We start from the raw sequence: 20974 nt of genomic DNA on the forward strand, positions 1-20974 counted from the left end.
CCTTTTTTATTATCCGGAATACTTACTGTTTATCTGCCGCGATCCGGTTGCGGATATTCTCTGCGCGCTCTGCGGTCGGCGGGTGAGAATCAAATATGCTGTTCTGCCCTTTATCCATTTTCGCAAGCTTTTCAAACCCGGTGGCCAGACCTTCCGTTGAAATGCCGCGTTTTTTCAGCAGATCATAGGAATAATTGTCCGCTTCCGTTTCCTGACGCTGTGAGAACTGCGCATTAACCAGTTTGATACCCATATCAGCAAACTGAGAATTACTCAGTTCAGACGCCAGACCGCCCGCTGAACCCGCCGCGGTTTTTGCCGCCACCGCAGCATAGGCAACCTGCATTGCTTTACGGGTGTGACCCAGGCCGACGTGTCCTAATTCATGCCCCAGGACACCTTCGATTTCATTATCATTCATGATATCCATCAGGCCGCTGTAAACACGGACACAACCGTTCGCCATCGCCCAGGCATTCGGTTCATTGGTCATATAGACCTTGTAATTCACTTTTGTGCCGTTCACATCGGAACCTAATGATTTGGCGATTTTGTCCATGCGTGCCGCGTATTTTCCGGAGGCCGGTGCAATGTTATTTTTTGCGTCCATCTCTTTGCAGGCACCGTCCGTCAGTTTCACCATATCCGCATCGGTTAAGGTGGCCGCCTGAAATAACTGGCCGCCGGACTGTGCCAGGGTGTCATAATTCATATTCTGGCAACCGGCCAGAACAACAGCGGATACCGCAAGGGCTGAGATCGTCTTTAATTTCATTCTGTCTGCTTCCGTTTACTCAGTATTTTTACGGATGCAAAGGTATCAATTTATGTTCATCCGCTGCCAGCAGTCTATTCCGAAAAACAAAGCGCAGCGCTGCCGGACCGGCAAAAAAAATCGCCCCGTATAAACGGAGCGATTGTGATAACAGACTGTATTTACGGGATGAATTACCAGTCGATACCTTTCTGTGCCTGAATACCACTGTCAAACGCGTGTTTAACCGGACGCAGCTCACTGACGGTGTCTGCCAGATCCGTGATATCGCGGTGACATCCCCGGCCGGTAATAATCACGCTCTGGTTTTCTGGGCGATTTTTCAGGTAACTGATAATCTCATCCAGGTCGATATAGCCGTAGCGCACCATGTACGTCAGTTCATCCAGCACCACGAGGTCATAGGACGGATCCTCTAACATCGCTTTGCCGAACTGCCATACTTCCTGTGCCGCTTTGGTATCGCCTTCTTTGTCCTGCGTGTTCCAGGTAAAACCGGTGGCCATGATATGGAATTCAACCCCCAGTTTTTCCAGCACATTGCGCTCGCCGCATTCCCACTGGCCTTTGATAAACTGCACCACGCCCACTTTCATACCGTGTCCGGCGGCGCGGGTCGCGGTACCAAAGGCCGCAGTAGATTTCCCTTTCCCGTTACCGGTGAAGACCATCAGGACTCCGCCGGTCTTCTGAGCCGCGGCAACGCGCCCGTCGACATGCTCTTTCAGTTTCTGTTGCCGTTGTTGATAACGTTCGTCGCTCATGCAAACTCCTCAGGGAAAGTGTTGGCTCAGGCAGGCTGGCCTGCCACGCATTTCTCACATTTTTTCGTCTGAACCTGTTCGAAGAAGTTATTCCCTTTGTCATCCACCAGGATAAAGGCCGGGAGCCCTTCCACTTCCATTTTCCAGACTGCTTCCATACCCAGTTCAGGGTATTCCAGAATATCCAGGCTCTTCACATATTCCTGAGCCAGAATCGCCGCAGAACCGCCGATACTGCCCAGATAGAAGCCGCCGTGTGCTTTACAGGAATCGGTCACCGCCTGACTGCGGTTTCCTTTTGCCAGCATCAGCATACTGCCGCCCTGCGACTGGAACAAGTCCACATACGGATCCATCCGGTTACCGGTGGTCGGGCCGAGAGAGCCGGAGACCAGGTCTTCCGGTTTTTTCGCCGGACCCGCATAGTACACCATATGATCTTTGAAATACTGCGGTAATCCCTGTCCGCTGTCCAGGCGCTCTTTCAGTTTCATATGCGCGATATCACGGGCAATGATGAGCGGGCCGCTGAGAGAGACGCGGGGGAGACCGGATACTTGCTCAGCTCTTTGAGGATTTCCGCCATCGGCCGGTTCAGATCGATACTGACCATGTCGCTTTCATTCTCTTTGCGCATGGATTCCGGAATGTAACTTGCCGGATTGTATTCCAGTTTCTCCAGCCAGATCCCGTCTTTGGTGATCTTGCCTTTGATGTTACGGTCAGACGAACAGGACAGTGCCAGACCAATCGGGCAGGAACCGCCGTGACGCGGCAGACGGATCACACGGATATCATGGGCGAAATATTTACCGCCAAACTGGGCACCGAAGCCGAACTCACGGGTGGCTTCCAGCAGTTCCTGCTCCAGCTCGCGATCGCGGAAGGCGCGTCCCAGCTCATTACCGGTATCCGGCAGATTGTCATAATATTTGGTGGACGCCAGTTTCACCGTTTTCAGGTTCATTTCCGGTGAGGTGCCGCCGATACAGAACGCAATATGGTACGGCGGGCAGGCAGTGGTACCGAGATACTTCATTTTGTCGATCAGGAATGCTTTCAGGCGATCATGTTCCAGAATGGCCTTGGTTTCCTGATACAGCGCGGTTTTGTTGGCAGAGCCACCGCCTTTATTGATAAACAGGAAGTGATATTCCGCGCCTTCGGTGGCCAGGATATCAATCTGTGCAGGTAAGTTGGTGCCGGTATTCACTTCCGTGTACATATCCAGCGCTGCGTTCTGTGAATAACGCAGGTTTTCACGCTGGAATGTGTTGTAAACACCACGGGATAAGCATTCCGCATCGTTGACGCCGGTCCATACCTGCTGGCCTTTTTTCGCCACGATAGTCGCGGTGCCGGTATCCTGACAGTTCGGCAGAACCCCTTTGGCAGAGATTTCCGCATTGCGCAGCAGTTGCAGCGCGACATATTTGTCGTTTTCGCTGGCTTCAGGGTCGCTTAAAATCTGTGCAACCTGTTTCTGATGTGCCGGACGGAGGAAATAGGAGGCATCATGCACGGCCTGCTGGGCAATCAGCGTCAGCGCTTCAGGTTCAACCTTAAGCATCTCACGGCCTTCAAATGTCGCCGTGGAAACGTGCTCCCTGCTCAGCAGATAATAGTCCGTTTTATCTTCCGATAACGGGAATGGCTCCTGATACTCAAAAGTTTTATTTGTCATTATATTCACTCGTATTAAATCAGAAAAATGAAGAACCTATTGACTCACAATTTAAAAAATAAAATTACCTGTCCCGATTATGGTGGCTTATTATGCACGAAAACAAATGATTAAAATGAAGAAGTTGGTGAATTTCATGAAGGAACAGACACGTATCACACCATTTTAATATCATTATTAAATCCGTTTAAAAACAAAGTAATAAACCATAAATTAACGATTTCAAAATGAGAAAATAACATATTATCGTTACATTTGATGATTGAATTAAATTTATAAAATAAAAAACCAAAGTTTATTTTAATAAAAATGAGATCTTAATACGGAAATACAGAATAATGAAAATGTAAAAGTGTTAAGCGGGTCATGAGATACAAACTGCAGATATAAAAAAACACAGGTGAAAATCGGTACCTGTGTTTTTTTTCATACAGAGAATAGGTTCTTCAGCCTGCTTTTTTCAGCGGCTCCGGTTCTGCCATCTCAACTACCGCTACCGGCGGTTTTCCGTGACAGCCTTCCCCGTAATGCTCGCCTTCCCAGCGCCCGACAATCGCCGCGCCCATCGCATTACTCATCACGTTGGTCGCGGAGCGGCCCATATCCAGGAACGGATCGACTCCCATCAGCAGAATTAACCCGGCTTCCGGGATATTAAACTGTGTCAGTGTGGCGGCAATCACCACCAGCGAGGCACGCGGCACACCCGCCATACCTTTGGATGTCAGCATCAGGATCAGCAACATTGTAATCTGATCTCCCATGGAAATCTCAATATTACAGGCCTGGGCGATAAAGATAACCGCAAAAGAGCAGTACGCCATAGAGCCGACGAGGTTAAAGGAGTAGCCAATCGGCAGTACAAAGCTGGCGATTTTATTGGAGACACCGAACTGCTCGAGCTGCTTCAGTGTGCCCGGAAACGCCGCTTCAGAGCTGGAGGTGGTAAATGCCAGCAGCGCCGGCTCAGCGATCCCTTTGGTCAGCCGCAGAATACAGCGCCCCACGATCAGAACTGCCAGACCGATTAACACCAGCCATAATGTTGCCAGTGTCAGGTAGAATTCACCCATAAAAATACCGGCTTCCAGCAGCACCACCAGCCCGCGCTCGGCGATCATACCGGAAATAGCGGCAAAAACCGTCAGCGGCGCAAACAGCATGACATAGCCGGTCAGTTTCAGCATCAGGCTGACCACCGACTCCAGCAGTGTCAGAATCGGCTTACCTTTTTCACCGATAGCGGAAAGAGCAATTCCCATAAAAATAGAGAAAACAACGATCTGCAAAATCTCATTACGGGCCATGGCATCAACGATACTGGTCGGGATCAGATGGGCGATAAAGTTTTTCACCGAAAACGCGGCGGTCGCCACATTGTCCACCACCGTATCCGCCGGTGCCACAAAGTTAATTCCCGCACCCGGTTTAAGCAGGTTAACAATCACCAGCCCGAGTGTAATGGAAATAAAAGAAGCGCAGACAAATAAAAACAACGTCTTGGAGAAAACCCGGCCGAGTGTCCGCGCATCCCCCATTTTTGCAATACCCACCACCAGCGTGGAGAGGATCAGCGGCGCGATAATCATTTTAATGAGTCGCAGGAAAATATCTGTCACCACTGAGATATCAGCAGAATATTGCTGATTAAACCCGGGTGTGGCCAGTTTGTTCAGCGCAAAGCCGACAATCACCCCGATAAATAACGCAGCCACAATCCAGGTCGTTAAACTTCTTGACTTCATACTATCTCCATAATGCTGATGTACTTAATCCCCCGGAGACTTTAAAAAATCTGATTAATTTCTTCTGAGCCTGACGGCAGCAGAAAAAATAATAAGCAGAAAGTGAGGGAGTTCAGAACAAAACTGACATCTGCCTTTAACAAAATGAACAATAAAATACACCGCTATTGACATAGTGATGTGTTATTTTACCGGGCGGACCGTACATTATTCCGCCATTACTTTGTTGCAGATAAAGGATTCCGTAACAGATGTTACGTAATAAAGTGTGTTTTAAACTGTTATTTACATCAGATTAACCCTGATGTTGTTTTTTTATACTACCGGCCGGTTTTCAGATGAAAAATACGGCTCTCCTGAAATCATACTCCTTTTTTATTTGATGTCCCTCTCTTTATTGTTTAATTTTTTGTTGCTGATAAAACCAGCAACTCATTATTTTTCATTAAAATTTTTAATAAAAAAGGGCCGCGTGATAATGCGGCCCTTTCCGGAACTGAATGAAAAATCACTTATTTCGGCAGAACCCCGAAGGCGCGGAAATTGCCGGTCTGCGTGATAAAGGTGTTGTAATACTCATTTTCCGCCACCGTATTGGATGATGCGGACCCGGCAGACGCGGATACCAGATCCATGGTGGTCTGGTGAATCTCTTTATTCAGCTTGTCGTGAATATCCGGATTATCAGATTCGTTAATCTGCTTCAGCAGGCCGGTTAATTTCAGCGCCTGTTTCTGTGTTTCCGCATCTTTAAACTTCGGCTCCGGAATGGCGTAATCGAAAGTCATATTGACGCTGTCTTTCAGCTCATCACCCGGCGCCACCGGCTGTAATTTTTCTCCGTAATCGGATTCGATATAGGCGACCAGTTCTGCTTTATCAAAACATTTGGTTTTAATATTGCCGACAGACTGGCGGTTACTGGTGGTAATTTCTTCTGGGAACGCCGTACCGACAGGATAACTGCAATTAAACAGATTGTGGTCAATCAGGGTGGCATTGCTGCTGCGCACCGGCATCTGTAAATCATGGCCGTTAATGGTGACATCATACAGCGCCGGTTTAAAGCGATCGCTCTGCCCTTCCACCGCATAGACCTCAGACAACATATAATAGACGTGATTATCCGGGTTAATAATGCCGCCGCTGTTATTGTCATACACCATAAAATTCTGTTTCTCACCCTTCGCATTCTCAATGCTGTGCATACCCGGTGATAATTTCAGTTTCGCGGCGGTACCCGGTTCGGTGGTGTATTCTTTGTCATCCACTTTAAAGGTCAGTGTGGTGTCAGTCGGGTTGCTGTACCAGAATTCATTTTTAGTGCTGTCCGGATCCAGACTGTCACAGGCGGCCATTAATAATACGGCAGAACCTAATACACTTAGTTTTATTGCGGTTTTCATAATCGATCTCATCATATTGTTCTGAACACAGTCCCGATATTATCAATCCTTATTTACCCGGCATAGGATAAATTACCGCCAAATCCCGGCGGCTAAAAACACAATAATCAGGTAAAGCCGGAAAATAACAGGATGATGACTTATATCATCAGGCGTTATTGTATTTTTTCCGTAGTTTCTTTTCTGTTATCGCCAATCTGCATTATTACTGTCACCACCCGCGCAGCAGTAAAAAAGCAGATTATTTTAATTCGTTATTAATATTTAACTATTCGTCATCAGGCGATGTTATCGCGCATTATGTGCACCCTGACAATATTTCTGTATGACAATCCCCGGTTCAGTGATATGTTTTTTTTATTACTTCATTTCTGTGCCGGATAATCATCATGATGATTTTTTTTGCTGTGGCGCTCGCTCACTTTATCGCTCTGATAAGCCCCGGGCCTGATTTTCTGCTGATTATAAAAAGTACCCTGCGTAACAGCAGACGGGTGGCATTTGGTGTTGTCTCCGGTATTGCCACTGCCAATGCACTGTATATTGTACTCTGCCTGGCCGGTGCAGGCGCTATCCTCGCACAATCTGTCACGCTGATGATTCTGATTAAATTGTTCGGCGGAATATTCCTGCTCTTTATCGCATGGCAGGCATTACGGGCAAAAAAATCTGATTACCGTTTTCTGATGGCACAGGCAGCTGAAGACAGAAATACAGATCCGCAGAGTACGTTTAAAAAAGAATTTCTGGTCGGCTTATCCTCCGGCCTGTTAAATCCCAAGAATTTATTATTCTATTTAAGTCTGTTTACTGTTGTGCTGGAAAGTCAGGATAATTCCGTACTATTTAAAACCGGTATTGCACTCTGGATGGTGATGGCCGTATTAATCTGGGACAGCCTGATTATGTATCTTCTGACCCGGCCCGCAGTACGTCAGCAATTTAATCGCTGTGCCTTCTGGATTGATAAAACCGCCGGTATTATTCTCGGTCTGGTCGGACTGAAAATTATTCATATGACATTTAAAAGCACGCCTTAACTTAATCAGGATATTACCGTGACTGCTGTTTTACGACATTGTTTTACCGCTCTGCTGATTATTTTTATTTCTTTGCAGACAGCTGCTGCCGGGAAAAATATCCCGGCTGAAATAAACGGCCTTAACGGCACACTGACACTGCCGGAAAACAGCACGCCGAAAGGTGTTATCCTGTTTATTGCCGGTTCCGGCCCGGTGGATCGTGACGGTAACAGCCCGGGCAGTCAGACCGATAATCTGCGGATGCTGGGCGATGCCCTGAGTGATGCCGGTTATATCACACTGCGGACCGACAAAGCCGGAACAGGTGCCGGTGCAGCAACCGTTAACCCGGCAGATATCACCTTTGCCGGTTATCTGCGGGATTATCAGGCGTGGTTCGATTTTCTGCAAAAGCGCTATCCGGACACCCCGGTGTATCTGCTCGGCCACAGTGAAGGGGCGTTGTTTGCCACCCTGATGGCGCAACAGCATAAACCGGCGGGGATTATCCTGGTTTCACCTGCGGGATATACCATCGATATTATCCTGAAAAAACAAATGAGTACCCAGCCATTCCCGCCGGAGGCGCTGGCCTATATCAACGATGTGATTGACCGGCTGAAAGCAGAGAAAACCACGGAGAATGTCCCGCCGTCTCTCAATATTCTGTTCGCCCCGGAATTACAGCGCTATTTTATGGAGTGGATGCAGTATGACCCGGCAGAAGAGCTGGCAAAAGTGAGCGTTCCGGGACTGATTATTCAGGGTGGTCATGACTGTCAAATCCCTCCGGAAAACGGCGAACGGCTTATCCGTACCGCACCGGATAATCAGTATGCGGAGATAGCAACCATGAATCACGTTCTGAAAGCGACCCCTGCTGATTGTGCGGCGGCTATCGCCAGTTACAATAACCCGGCGCTGCCGCTGCACCAGGAACTGGTTCCTGCTATTACCCGTTTTTTATCTGCCCGCTGACGTCATGTCAGCGGATGTATTCCGTCAGGGTGTTTTTTTCAGTGTCTGCAGAAAGTTATTATAAATTTCAGTGAAATCATCTTTAAAGCCGGGGAATTCCGCGAGACTTTTGATATTCAGGGTAATATGCATCATAAAACCGTGGATCAGGCTGCATAACAGATAAGAGTCATACTCTTTGATTGTCTGCTCTGCTTTCAGCTGACTGATAATATTATCCACCCGGCTGCTGATATAGCGCCGGTTAATACCCTCAAATTCATACCACCCGGCGACCGGCATCACTTCCTGAACCGGAATCAGTTCCCGGTAATGCTGTTCCAGATAATTCATAAAACTGCGGACAACAAGCTGCAGCTCTTCCCATTTATCCGCCAGAGGTTCAATATGATCGAGGACAGCACTGATTTTCTGTAATTGTATTTCATAGCAGTGCAATAACAGGTCACTTTTACTTTTAAAGTGGTGATAAAACGCCCCTTTTGTGACCCGTGCATCACGGGCAATTTCATCAATCGAAACGGACTGATAGCCTTTTTCAATAAAAAGTCCGTGTGCCGAAATCAGTAATGCCTGCCGCGTCCGTGCTGAATTTTCCTGTTGCCTGGTCAGTGTGTTCATGGTAAAAATGCCCTGTTACATACTATCAGTATGTAATCGTATCACAGTATTTTTTGGGTGCCAACAAACGGAAATCCTTATGCTTAAACATGATAACACTGTCACGGAATCCGTTGATTCCGTACCGGTCACCGATAAAGAACAGGATGACAATGCCTTTTATCTCAGCGTGATAAAAGACATTATTTTGTGGATTGAGCATAACCTGGATAAGTCACTGCAGCTGGATGTGGTGGCTGAACGTTCCGGCTATACCAAATGGTATTTTCAGCGGATTTTTAAACGCTTTACCGATATGACGCTGGCAGGCTATATCCGCCGCCGCCGTCTGACAAAAGCCGCCACCGAATTACGGCTGACCACACAAAACATCGGTGATATCGCGCTGAAGTATCAGTTTGATTCCCAGCAATCTTTTGCCCGGCGTTTTAAGGCAGTCTTTAATATGACCCCGACAGAATACCGCCGTAATCCCAACTGGGATCTGACAACGCTGCAACCGCCGGTACAACTGGAAATGCCGCCGCTGCCACAGCCGGACATTATTATGCTGGATGATATCGCTGTTATGGAAAAAGGCTATCACTACCAGTCACCGCTGGATGAAATCGGCCATCTGCATGAAGAGATCCGCACGACATTCTGGCGTGATTTTATCCGTCTGGTGTCACCGGAACTTCCGTACTGTTATGTCCGCACCGCCTATGACAGAACATCAGATCAACCGGAATGTATTGCTATCGGCTATCATATCGGGGTGGATGATCCGGCCTTTATTGTACAGGAAAACGAATTAACACCGGCGGTGATCAACCGCGGGAAATATGCAAAATTCCATTTTGACGGCTTATTCCGTGATTACCGGGATTTCACCTTCAATGTGTATTTATACGCGTTACCGCAGCTCGGATTATGCCGCCGTCCGGGACTGGATATTGAAAAATATACCCGAACCGAAGCAATAAGTGATAATCCGCCAGAGCACCTGTGTGTGGATTATTATATTCCGGTACTTTAATCTCTCCCGCATTTTCTCCCTGTTCATGCCGGTTATTTTCTGTTACAGAAAAATAACCGGTATCTGACATAATATTGATTACGGTCAGTAAATCTCAGCACGGTTATTAACCTGTTGTAATATACTATAACCTTCATTAACTCAGTATAAATACGTCACCCTCCGGCAGTTAAATACAATTACCACGGACGGACCTATGAATAAACTGACTCCGCTGAAACCTGTTCCTTCCTTAATCGCTGTTCTTATTACCTGTATTATCTGGTTTGCTGTTCCGGTACCCGATGGCGTTGATCCTAATGCCTGGCATCTGCTCGCACTTTTTGTCGGTACAATTGCCGCGATTATCGGTAAAGCGATGCCTATCGGTGCCGTTTCCATGGTGGCGATTGCCCTTGTCGCCCTGACCGGCGTGACTAATCCCGGCTCCGCGAAAGCTGCGCTCGCTGATGCCCTGAGCGGCTTTTCCAATGAGCTTATCTGGCTTATCGGGGTCTCTATTATGGTCTCCCTCAGCCTGAATAAAACCGGGCTCGGGGCACGTATCGGGTACTATTTTATTTCCCTGTTCGGCAAGAAAACGCTGGGTATCGCTTATTCCCTGGCGATCGCCGAAACCGTACTGGCACCGGTCACTCCCAGTAATACTGCGCGCGGCGGCGGGATCATCCACCCGATTATGCGCTCTATCGCTGACAGTTTCGGTTCAAAAGCCGATGACGGCACCAGCGGAAAAATCGGCCGCTATCTGGCGCTGGTGAATTACAATACCAACCCTATCACGTCCGCCATGTTTATTACCGCCACCGCACCTAACCCGCTGATTGTCACCCTGATTGTACAGGAGGCCGGTAAAGGAGCAGAGCTGAGCTGGTCGATGTGGGCAGTGGCCGCATTTTTACCGGCGCTGATCTCGCTGATTATCATGCCGCTGGTGATCTATTTTCTGTATAAACCGGAGATCACCGCCACCCCGGATGCCCCGGAATTTGCCCGTGAGCGGATCCGCGAACTCGGCCCGGTGTCTCTGCCGGAAAAAATCACACTCGGGGTCTTTATCCTTCTGCTGGCATTGTGGGCCGGCGTGCCCGGCTGGCTGTTCGGCAGTGAATATAACGTGAACCCGACTACCGCCGCCTTTATCGGCCTTGCCGCCCTGTTGTGCAGCGGTGTGCTGAGCTGGGATGATGTGCTGAAAAACAAAGGGGCGTGGGATACCGTCGTCTGGTTCGCCGCGCTGGTAATGATGGCATCATTCCTCGGCAAACTCGGGCTGATAAAATGGGTCTCGCTGACGGTCGGCGGCGGTATTGACCATCTCGGGATCGGCTGGACCGGCGGGATGCTGCTGCTGGTGCTGTTTTATGTCTATTCCCACTACTTTTTTGCCAGCACCACTGCGCATATCACCGCCATGTTCGCGGCGTTTTATGCCGCCGGACTGGCACTCGGCGCACCGCCGATGCTGCTCGGGCTGACCCTGGCGTTTTCCTCCTCGCTGATGATGTCACTGACTCATTACGGCACCGGCACCGCCCCGATTATTTTCGGTTCGGGTTACACCACCCTAGGTGAGTGGTGGAAAACCGGTCTGGTGATGAGCATCGTTAACCTGGTTATCTGGATTATCGCCGGCAGCCTGTGGTGGAAACTCCTCGGATACTGGTAACAGATTGACCGGCATCATCTTCCTGAGGGTATTCTTTGCCGAATTAAGAATTATCGCATAAAGAATACTTATATACTGACCCCGCAGTTTTTATCAGTGATAACACGGGGGGATGATGCAAAAGGAGATAGTGCAGCCGGTATCTGCGGACACCGGCGCGATTGAGCAGTCCGCGGATAATCCGTCGCCCTGTGCGCCGCTGACCCCGTCGGCGGAAACCCGCTATCTGAAAGCGATGGAGCAGACTGACCGTTATCACTGCCGCTATAATCCGTCCTATGCTCTGCTGGATAACGCAGAGCCCGCGCCGGTCATTCCCGCAGCGCTGTTCCGCAGCGGGTGTCCGGCCACGCACTCATTCTGTCAGATGCGTCTGCAATGGCTGGCGGCCACCTGCGCCATTGATTCCGCTGCAGAACATGCCCTCAGCGACTCACATTAGTACGCGGCACAGCGGGTACTGATTATTGATAACGGCCATAATCCGCTGACCACGGCAGAGCTGGTCATCGCCGCTTATATCACCGGTACAAAATGACATCCGTCTGCGGTGAAATAACACACCGCCGGCTTACGCAGCCTGACATTTGATCTGCTATTATTATTTGTCTCAGCAAAATCACGGATTTGATCGTTATGACCACAGAAGCACCCGTTTTTTTACTCGCCCCGCCTCAGCGTGATGAAGCGGATTATCTGACCCGCCTGTGCCTGCGTTCAAAACAACACTGGGGATATGATGAAAAATTTATGGCGACCTGCCGGGATGAACTGACCATTACCTCCGCTGATTTTGACCGTTCGCGGCTGATGACCGCACGAATCAACGGCAAAATTGCCGGTGTTGTGCAACTGACCATCAACCGCCAGGAAGAGAACGGAAAGCTATCCAAACTCTTTGTGCATCCGGATTATCTGCATCAGGGAATAGGCAGCGCACTGTACCAGTGGGCAGTTTCCTCCGCCCGGACACAGTGTATCAGCGCCCTTCTGGTGGATGCTGATCCCAACGCGGAAGCATTTTATATCCGCCAGGGGGCTATCCGCATCGGGGAAACGCCGTCGGAATCCCTGCCCGGCCGGGTTCTCCCGCTGTTACTGATTTCGCTGCACTGACACCGGCGCTGTTTTTTTATCCTCAGCCGCCGCATGTGCTGTCAGTGCCGGAAAATCCGCTTCGGTAAACGGCAGTGCGGTCACCGGCAGATTTCCGGGATTGTTTGTCCGCCACAGTTCAAATGACGCCAAATCCGCCAGAGACCAGCCCCGGTAGTACTGAGGTAGTGCCAGCCACGCCCCGGCAGCGGTTTCCTGCTCTGGCTGTGACGGCAGCCGGTCATCACTCACACTGTAATCCCGGCGCAGCACCAGAAACTTCTCCGGCACCCGCTGCCGCTTATCCCACCAGAGCCCGTCAATACTGTCAAACATCTGCCGGGTAACGGCTGCGGGCTGTGCATCCAGTTGTGCCAGCGCCTGCGGAAGAATACCCTCCATTCCCCGGTTAAAATCAGCCACTGACCCGCCGTGCCCCTGTAACAGCAATGTGATGGCAAGGCGCGCCCCCAGCAGATTGGAATAGAGATCTTCCGGGGTAAATGCCGAAATTTCCTCAGGAAAGCCGGGAACTGAATGATAACCATACCACTGGGCAATCTCATGCCATGCAGCCAGGCGAAACGCGAGCCGCGCCGCCAGATACACACTCAGGGTATAGCGCTCTGCCGGATCCTTCGGCGGGGTAAAACGGCGGAACTGAATACGGCGGGAAGACAGTTCATCCGACAGTATCAGCATCCGGGCCTCTCCAAGATGCGGATAGATTTGCGTGAACAGGTAATAAGTGTAATCGGCGGTATCCCGCACATGGGCGATATCAATAAATCCGCCGTGGCGGGAATAGATGATCCCGAGGTTTTCATTACTCAGGCCGATAACTTCCGCCACGCCAAACCAGAAGCTGTCATTGTAGACATGCTCCCCCAAATCACCGGCGGTCAGCACATTGCCGATGGTGTAAAACGGCACCGGAACCGGCCCCAGTTTTGCCTGCAAATCATAGCCGAATGCGCAGCAGGGGCGCAGCCCGTCAGGCGCCCCCACCTTATCTGCAACCGGAAATGCCTGAGCTGCCGTTTCCGTGGTCTGCGGAGAAAGATCGGCGCGTATAACCGGCACATCGGCCATCCGGCTCTGACAGCCGGATAACAGTACCATCATGATAATTGCGCTGATAAATACCCGCATCAGAAGGCTTCCCCGACCTGGAAATAAAAACCGCTGCTCTGTTTCCCGACCCCAAAATCAAGCCGCACATTCATCCGGGGTTTGAATTCAAAACGATATCCCACACCGACGTTCGGCAGCCAGTGACCGCCGCCGAGATGACGTGCACTCTCACTCATCGTCCCGCCGCCGGCCCAGAGCACAATACCGTGCCGCCAGTCCAGCTTGCGCCGGTACTCCACCTGTGAGGCAAAGACATGATTATCCTGATAGCGGCCGTCATAATAGCCGCGCATCTGCCGCCCATTACCGAGGCGGGAATACTGATCCCACGGCACATCTCCGGAGGCAAACCGCGCGTAGTTATCAAACGCCAGCACCGTTTTATCATCCAGCGGATAATAATAGTTGTACTGAATCTCGGTGGTATTAAACCGCGTATCACTGCCGAGTGACGGCGCATACCAGGTATAACGCAGATCCAGCGCCTGCCCCTGACGGGCATTCGGCAGGAAATCCCGGCTGTCATAACTGAAGGTGGCGCTGACCCCGGAACTGACCGCATGCCGGTCATAATCATGCTCATCCATATAGCGGCTGAACGGTTTATCCGGCGAGGCCGCATTCAGTGTGCTGAAATCCCAGCCTAACCCGATATAGGTATTATCCGCCACCCGGCGCAGCAGTGACGGCGTCAGCCGCAGTTGCTGTGACTTATATTCACCGAAATGATCTTTGACACGCCCGGCCTGATAGCCTTTCCCCCAGTAATCCGTCGGCACATTATTGATCGTGCCGCTGAGATAAAAACGCCAGTTATCATTATCCAGATAGGTGTAATTATTCAGGTTCAGCCCGAACGCCCCGGTTGAGGAGGCAAAACCACTGAGGGATAAGGTGGATATTTTACTGTCAGGATCACTATCCGCCTGATACATACCGACCAGCGCCACCCCGACGCCTAATTCCAGTTCAGGGGTATAAAACGGCCCGGGTAACACCCCCCAGTCGATGGTTTTGCTGCGGTCAAATTGGTTATTACTGCCCAGTCCGGACAGTGCATCATCAATTTGTTCCCGTGAGGGTAAATAACCGGCCTTTGCTGTGTGAACCGCCACCAGACCGGCAAATGCCAGCCCGGCGGAAAAATAACGAAATATCATTAAAAACGGAATTCTCCGGAAATAAAGAAACTGTTACGGTTATTAAAACCCACTTCTGAGATTATATTAAAATTGCGGGTCACTTCTAACCGGGCGCCGACCAGGTTGCTCCATTTATGAGCAAGATGCTGTTCAACATCGAATTTCATATCGCCGGGGATCATATTTTCCATGCCTCCCGGTAACGATAAGTTTAATCCGCTGATATCCCCTTTGAAACGCTGGGTAATATCCTGATACATAGCACCGGTCCAGACCTGTAATTTGGTATTTCCCTGACCGGCAATTAACGGTGAAAAAACAAATTCATAACCGACGCGGGGTGAAACAACCAATGCTTTAATATCACCGTCAAGGATATCAAGATTGGTTTTGGTATAGTTAACATCGACTGTACCGAAGAATTGCTCATAGGCACCGGCAAAAGTCACACCCGCACCATAAGTTTTCCCTTCGAAATCCAGTTTAAAGGGCTGACCTTCAATCTTTGAGTCAAGATTAATATTATGTATTTTTCCAAACATCTTAACATCCACCGAACCACCGGCCAGTGTTGTGTCAGATTTACCCTTTGTTTTTCCGTATAAACCATACACATTCATAAACGGAAATACCCATGAGTCTAACTTCAGCATATGGGTTTCTGTTTTTTCACGGGTATGACCGGCATCAATGTTAATACCTTCAACCGATGCTTTAAAAAGGCCTTCACCGACGACAATTTTTGTCGGCATAATAAAACCGATTTTATCCACAACAATATCCTGCCGCAGATTCATATAGTTATAACCGACACCAAACGGCTCGGGAAGATCATAACCACGGGCGCGGGCTTCATCGCCCCAGATAGGCAGAATACGGGATTTGGATTCAGAAGGACGGGTGGCATCAGGAGAGCCATCGTCATTTTGTGCAGAGCCGCCGGACTGGCTGACACTTAACGACAGAGTCGGGCCGTCAGCATAAGAAAAAGCGCTCAGGCTCAGTGAGCCGGTAATAATCAGAGTATGAAGTATCGGGCGTAACATAATATAAGCCGGTTTTGTTTAATTAAATGGTGATGAATTCTAACGGCTAATCCCCTCTGATTACGAGCTTTCTGTGCGATAATTAGTAATAATTGCTATGTACGTAACGTTATTGTCATTTACAGTAATAATAACTTAACATTATCATAATAAAATACACAGTAAATATGTAACCTGAAATATAAAACATTAATATCCATATAATCACATCGTATATTTTATATTAGATGCAATAATTTAAATAATAAGATCATTAACTTTCAATATTGCGGACATTATGCTATTTCCTTATAACTATAAACGCACCATCAACCCCACTAAATAATTAAAGGATACCAATATGCCTATTGCAGAGCCACGCAGAGATGACGTCATGACTGACTACGGTACACTTAATCGTCTTTATCCACAGACTGTTACATATAAAGTTGATAATAAAAATTATATTCTTATGGAAGATGAAAATGGTGAATTCCTCATCAAAGAAATCAGCCAGAAAGGGAAACTGGATAAAGATATTTCAAGTGGTCAATTCTCAAGATATTTCGACATCATTCAGGTAGCCTATGATGATAAAAATAAAAATACATATATTTGCGCTATCAGTTTAGGAGGAAAGAAAATGAAATTATTCCAGGCAAATAACCTGGGGATAGATAAAAAGTATTCCAAAGATTATGTCATCAACGGCCGGAAATCATTTAACTTCTTTTTCATTGACGGGTTACTCCATCTTTTTGAATGCGATGAAGACAACAAAGGCCGCTATAGTATTTATTCAATTTCTTTTTAATAAAAACCAATATTACTTTAGCATTAAAAACATCAAAATCAGTTGTAATTACGGGAGGCTTTAATTTATTATATCCGGATTATTCAGAAACAGTTATTATTCATGGATAGAATTTAACTGTTATAAGTCCTGAATCCTGGTTATAAGATAATATGTCTGATAATAAAATAGTAGATTCCTGCTGTCTCCCTGCAAAAGCCACGTTATTTTCATTACGTGGCTTTTCAGCATCAGCACCGTGATACCCGTCTGACTTCCCCGGTTTTGCGATCTTCCTCCACCCTTTTCAATAATTCACCGCGGTACAGGAAGGAATCCCCTCTTTCATCATAATCTGTGTTATTTTAAGCATATTAATGAAGACAATCCCGGGAACGGGCAGTTGATAAACCGTAACTCTTTCAGAGTGTTAACAGAATCCTTATGACTGACAACCAAAACTTTGACTCCCATACACCCATGATGCAGCAGTACTTCCGGCTCAAGGCACAACATCCGGATATTCTGATGTTTTACCGGATGGGTGACTTCTATGAGCTGTTCTTTGATGATGCCAAACGGGCAGCACAGTTACTGGATATTTCACTGACCAAACGCGGCCAGACCGCCGGTCAGCCGATCCCGATGGCCGGTGTGCCGCATCATGCGGTTGAGGGATACCTGGCAAAACTGGTTCAGCTCGGGGAATCCGTTGCCATCTGTGAGCAAATCGGCGATCCGGCCACCAGCAAAGGCCCGGTGGAGCGCAAAGTGATCCGTATCGTCACGCCGGGAACGGTCAGTGACGAAGCCCTGTTACAGGAGCGTCAGGATAACCTGCTCGCCGCTGTCTGGCAGGATGCGCGCGGCTTTGGTTACGCCACTCTGGATATCACATCCGGCCGTTTCCGTATCCTCCAGTTAGACGATAAAGACGCGATGGCCGCGGAATTACAGCGCACCCGCCCGGCAGAGCTGCTCTACCCGGAAGATATGGCGGATTTCGCCATTATTCAGAATCAGAAAGGGCTGCGCCGCCGTCCGTTGTGGGAATTTGAGCTCGAAACTGCCCGTCAGCAGCTGACATTACAGTTCGGCACCCGGGATTTGCACGGCTTCGGCGTGGAAAATGCTCCGCTGGCCTTACAGGCCGCCGGATGTCTTCTGCAATATGTCAAAGATACCCAGCGCACCTCGCTGCCGCATATCCGCAGTGTGACCCTGGAAAATCTGCAGGAAAATGTGATTCTGGATGCAGCCACGCGCCGCAATCTGGAAATTACCCAGAACCTCAGCGGCGGCACCGAAAATACCCTGTCGTCCGTACTGGATCTGTGTGTCACCCCGATGGGCAGCCGGATGCTCAAGCGCTGGCTGCACTCCCCGCTGCGTGACAGAGCCGTGCTCGCCAACCGCCAGCAGGCGATTGCCGCGCTGATGGAAATCAGCCCGGATTTACAGCCGGTTCTGCGCCAGATTGGCGATCTGGAACGAGTGCTGGCACGTCTGGCACTGCGCACCGCCCGTCCGCGCGACCTGGCGCGGATGCGCCATGCTTTTTCACAGTATCCGGATATTCAGGCACAGCTGAGTGCAGTATCTGATCCGTATATTCAGACACTGCAACAGCGTATTGGTCAGTTTGACGAATTACAGGCTCTGCTGGAGCGGGCCGTTGTTGAAGCGCCGCCGGTACTGGTGCGTGACGGCGGTGTGATTGCCCCGGGCTACAATGAAGAGCTGGATGAGTGGCGTGCACTGGCGGACGGTGCCAGTGATTATCTCGATAAACTGGAAATCCGCGAGCGGGAAAAACTCGGCATCGATACACTGAAAGTCGGGTTTAATGGTGTCCACGGTTACTATATTCAGGTCAGCCGCGGACAAAGCCACCTGGTACCGATCCATTACGTCCGCCGTCAGACCCTGAAAAATGCCGAGCGCTACATCATCCCGGAACTGAAAGAGTATGAAGATAAGGTTCTGACCTCCAAAAGCAAAGCGCTGGCGATTGAAAAAGCCCTTTATGATGAGTTATTTGATCTGCTGCTTCCGCACCTGGAAGCTCTGCAGCTCAGCTCTGATACCCTGGCGGAACTGGATGTGCTCACCAACCTGGCCGAGCGCGCGGAAACCCTCAATTACACCTGCCCGCAACTGACGGATAAAGTCGGTATTCAGATCACCGGCGGTCGTCACCCGGTTGTCGAACATGTACTGACAGAGCCGTTTATCGCTAACCCGCTGACAATGTCACCACAGCGCCGCCTGCTGATCATCACCGGCCCGAACATGGGCGGTAAAAGTACCTATATGCGGCAGACGGCGCTTATCGCGCTGCTCGCGTATATCGGCAGTTTTGTGCCGGCAGAAAAAGCCGTTATCGGCCCGGTGGATCGGATTTTCACCCGCGTCGGGGCATCGGATGATCTCGCTTCCGGCCGCTCCACCTTTATGGTGGAAATGACCGAAACCGCCAATATCCTGCATAACGCCACAGAGCAGAGCCTGGTACTGATGGATGAAATCGGGCGCGGCACATCCACCTATGATGGTTTATCGCTGGCCTGGGCTTGTGCGGAAAGCCTGGCGAACCGTATCAAAGCACTGACACTGTTCGCCACCCACTATTTCGAGCTGACCACGCTGCCGGAAAAACTGGAAGGCGTGGCCAATATCCATCTGGATGCGGTTGAGCACGGCGACACCATTGCCTTTATGCACAGTGTGCAGGATGGTGCGGCCAGCAAAAGTTACGGCCTTGCGGTCGCCCTGCTCGCCGGCGTGCCACGTGATGTGATTAAACGCGCGAAGCAGAAGTTGCGCGAGCTGGAATCGCTGTCACTGAATGCAACGGCAAGCCATGTGGAAACACCGCAAATGAATCTGCTGGATACCCCGGAGGAAGCGGCTCCGGCACTGGATGCGCTGGCGGGGATTAACCCGGATTCACTGACACCGCGTCAGGCACTGGACTGGCTCTACCGCCTGAAAGAGATGCTCTGACAGCCGGACAAAAGAAAAGGGGGGAATAAATTCCCCCTTTTACATGAATAATATTTATAACTGCTCTGAGAACGCTGTTTTACGGATCACTCAGTTAAACAGTGAATTCTCACATAACCCGTGGTTGTGCAGGATATCCTTCAGGCGGCGTAAACCTTCCACCTGAATCTGCCGCACACGTTCGCGGGTTAAACCAATCTCGCGTCCCACATCTTCCAGTGTCTCCGCCTCATAGCCCAGCAAACCAAAACGACGCGCCAGCACTTCCCGCTGCTTCGGATTCAGTTCATACAGCCATTTCACAATGCTCTGCTGCATGTTGTTATCCTGCAGCCGGTTTTCCGGTGTGACATCATTTTCGTCAGACAGAATATCCAGCAGTGCTTTATCTGAATCCGCACCCACCGGGACATCCACTGAGGTGATGCGCTCATTCAGACGCAGCATACGGCTGACATCATCCACCGGTTTATCCAGCTGTTCGGCAATTTCTTCCGCTGTCGGCTCATGATCCAGCTTTTGTGCCAGCTCACGGGCGGTGCGCAGATAGACATTCAGTTCTTTGACAATGTGGATAGGGAGACGGATGGTGCGGGTCTGGTTCATGATAGCCCGTTCAATAGTCTGACGGATCCACCATGTTGCATAGGTAGAAAAACGGAAGCCTTTCTCCGGATCAAATTTCTCCACCGCACGGATCAGCCCGAGGTTGCCCTCTTCGATCAGATCAAGCAGCGCCAGCCCGCGATTACTGTAGCGGCGGGAGATTTTAACCACCAGACGGAGGTTACTTTCAATCATACGCTGGCGCGCTGCGGTATCACCCCGCAGGGCGCGCCGTGCAAAAAAGACTTCTTCTTCTGCGCTGAGCAGCGGTGAAAAGCCTATCTCACCAAGATAAAGCTGAGTAGCATCCAGGACACGCTGGCTGACACTCTGCACGAACTCAATGTCCGGGCCGGGATCGTCAGATTCGCTCTCCTCTGCCAGCTGCTTCTCATCAAACAGCTCTTCATCTTCATCCTGCCCGGCGGCAAAATTTTCGTCGTATAACTCGTTAGCGTTCAGTGGATTACGGCTCATCAGCTTGCTCCTAC

The 20974-nt window shown here is 49.7% G+C and carries 17 protein-coding genes and 1 pseudogene; 8 read left to right on the top strand and 10 right to left on the bottom strand.

The genetic code is table 11. The annotated features are described in order from the left end of the window. Positions 1-22: 22 nt before the first annotated feature. The 5 genes and pseudogenes from HMPREF3119_RS03815 to HMPREF3119_RS03835 form a co-directional block, all read right to left on the bottom strand. Entirely contained in the window at positions 23-775 is a 753-nt protein-coding gene (locus HMPREF3119_RS03815; RefSeq protein ID WP_004236171.1) for a metalloprotease LoiP, read from the bottom strand. A gap of 173 nt (positions 776-948) precedes the next feature. Then, complete coding sequence (gene cobO, locus HMPREF3119_RS03820; RefSeq protein ID WP_004236172.1) at positions 949-1539, bottom strand: cob(I)yrinic acid a,c-diamide adenosyltransferase; 591 nt, start codon at positions 1537-1539, stop codon at positions 949-951. 26 nt (positions 1540-1565) lie between these two features. Continuing rightward, a pseudogene (locus HMPREF3119_RS03825) lies at positions 1566-3223 on the bottom strand (fumarate hydratase). A 446-nt stretch (positions 3224-3669) separates the two neighbouring features. After that, positions 3670-4968 (bottom strand): dicarboxylate/amino acid:cation symporter, encoded by a 1299-nt coding sequence (locus HMPREF3119_RS03830; RefSeq protein ID WP_004236174.1) that lies wholly within the window; start codon positions 4966-4968, stop codon positions 3670-3672. Positions 4969-5480: 512 nt separating this feature from the next. Then, entirely contained in the window at positions 5481-6374 is an 894-nt protein-coding gene (locus tag HMPREF3119_RS03835; RefSeq protein WP_032098945.1) for a hypothetical protein, read from the bottom strand. 389 nt (positions 6375-6763) lie between these two features. On the opposite strand from HMPREF3119_RS03835, the gene HMPREF3119_RS03840 reads away from it, so the two are divergent. Next, complete coding sequence (locus HMPREF3119_RS03840; RefSeq protein WP_070578492.1) at positions 6764-7414, top strand: LysE family translocator; 651 nt, start codon at positions 6764-6766, stop codon at positions 7412-7414. An 18-nt stretch (positions 7415-7432) separates the two neighbouring features. Then, positions 7433-8374: an alpha/beta hydrolase gene (locus HMPREF3119_RS03845; protein WP_036419363.1), complete on the top strand. Its 942-nt coding sequence runs from the start codon at positions 7433-7435 to the stop codon at positions 8372-8374. A gap of 24 nt (positions 8375-8398) precedes the next feature. Here HMPREF3119_RS03845 and HMPREF3119_RS03850 read toward each other — a convergent pair whose 3' ends face one another. Further along, complete coding sequence (locus HMPREF3119_RS03850; RefSeq protein WP_062773397.1) at positions 8399-8995, bottom strand: TetR/AcrR family transcriptional regulator; 597 nt, start codon at positions 8993-8995, stop codon at positions 8399-8401. A 79-nt stretch (positions 8996-9074) separates the two neighbouring features. Between HMPREF3119_RS03850 and HMPREF3119_RS03855 the strand changes: the two genes are divergently transcribed. From HMPREF3119_RS03855 to HMPREF3119_RS03870, 4 genes are all read left to right on the top strand, one after another. After that, on the top strand, positions 9075-10013 hold the full coding sequence (locus HMPREF3119_RS03855; protein WP_036413815.1) for a helix-turn-helix domain-containing protein: 939 nt from the start codon (positions 9075-9077) through the stop codon (positions 10011-10013). Positions 10014-10209: 196 nt separating this feature from the next. Beyond that, a complete protein-coding gene (locus HMPREF3119_RS03860) occupies positions 10210-11682 on the top strand; it encodes an anion permease (RefSeq protein ID WP_062773394.1) in 1473 nt (490 codons plus the stop codon). A 115-nt stretch (positions 11683-11797) separates the two neighbouring features. Further along, positions 11798-12124, top strand: coding sequence for a hypothetical protein (locus tag HMPREF3119_RS03865; RefSeq protein WP_239670177.1), 327 nt, complete (start codon positions 11798-11800; stop codon positions 12122-12124). A gap of 194 nt (positions 12125-12318) precedes the next feature. Next, positions 12319-12798, top strand: a complete 480-nt coding sequence (locus HMPREF3119_RS03870) for a GNAT family N-acetyltransferase (protein WP_004239054.1) — start codon at positions 12319-12321, stop codon at positions 12796-12798. Here the strand turns inward: HMPREF3119_RS03870 and HMPREF3119_RS03875 are convergent. The 3 genes from HMPREF3119_RS03875 to HMPREF3119_RS03885 are packed head-to-tail and all read right to left on the bottom strand — an operon-like array spanning position 12778 to position 16099. Next, positions 12778-13929, bottom strand: coding sequence for a DUF4056 domain-containing protein (locus HMPREF3119_RS03875; protein ID WP_070578494.1), 1152 nt, complete (start codon positions 13927-13929; stop codon positions 12778-12780). The genes HMPREF3119_RS03870 and HMPREF3119_RS03875 overlap by 21 nt on opposite strands. Then, entirely contained in the window at positions 13929-15071 is a 1143-nt protein-coding gene (locus HMPREF3119_RS03880) for a BamA/TamA family outer membrane protein (RefSeq protein ID WP_036419353.1), read from the bottom strand. Before HMPREF3119_RS03880 ends, HMPREF3119_RS03875 begins: the two co-directional genes overlap by 1 nt. Next, positions 15071-16099 carry a hypothetical protein gene (locus HMPREF3119_RS03885; RefSeq protein WP_004236191.1) on the bottom strand — a complete coding sequence of 343 codons (1029 nt, stop codon included), beginning with the start codon at positions 16097-16099 and terminating at the stop codon, positions 15071-15073. The genes HMPREF3119_RS03880 and HMPREF3119_RS03885 overlap by 1 nt, the downstream gene beginning before the upstream one ends. A gap of 340 nt (positions 16100-16439) precedes the next feature. Here HMPREF3119_RS03885 and HMPREF3119_RS03890 point away from each other — a divergent pair, with 340 nt between their 5' ends. Both HMPREF3119_RS03890 and mutS read left to right on the top strand, forming a co-directional pair. Further along, positions 16440-16892 carry a hypothetical protein gene (locus HMPREF3119_RS03890; protein WP_015422468.1) on the top strand — a complete coding sequence of 151 codons (453 nt, stop codon included), beginning with the start codon at positions 16440-16442 and terminating at the stop codon, positions 16890-16892. 423 nt (positions 16893-17315) lie between these two features. Next, on the top strand, positions 17316-19877 hold the full coding sequence (gene mutS, locus HMPREF3119_RS03895) for a DNA mismatch repair protein MutS (protein ID WP_036419350.1): 2562 nt from the start codon (positions 17316-17318) through the stop codon (positions 19875-19877). 90 nt (positions 19878-19967) lie between these two features. On the opposite strand, the gene rpoS is transcribed toward mutS, so the two are convergent. Next, on the bottom strand, positions 19968-20960 hold the full coding sequence (rpoS, locus tag HMPREF3119_RS03900; protein WP_004236195.1) for an RNA polymerase sigma factor RpoS: 993 nt from the start codon (positions 20958-20960) through the stop codon (positions 19968-19970). Positions 20961-20974 lie beyond the last annotated feature (14 nt).

Origin of the sequence: Morganella sp. HMSC11D09 (genome assembly GCF_001807955.1) — a bacterium.
Classification (GTDB): Bacteria; Pseudomonadota; Gammaproteobacteria; order Enterobacterales; family Enterobacteriaceae; genus Morganella; species Morganella morganii.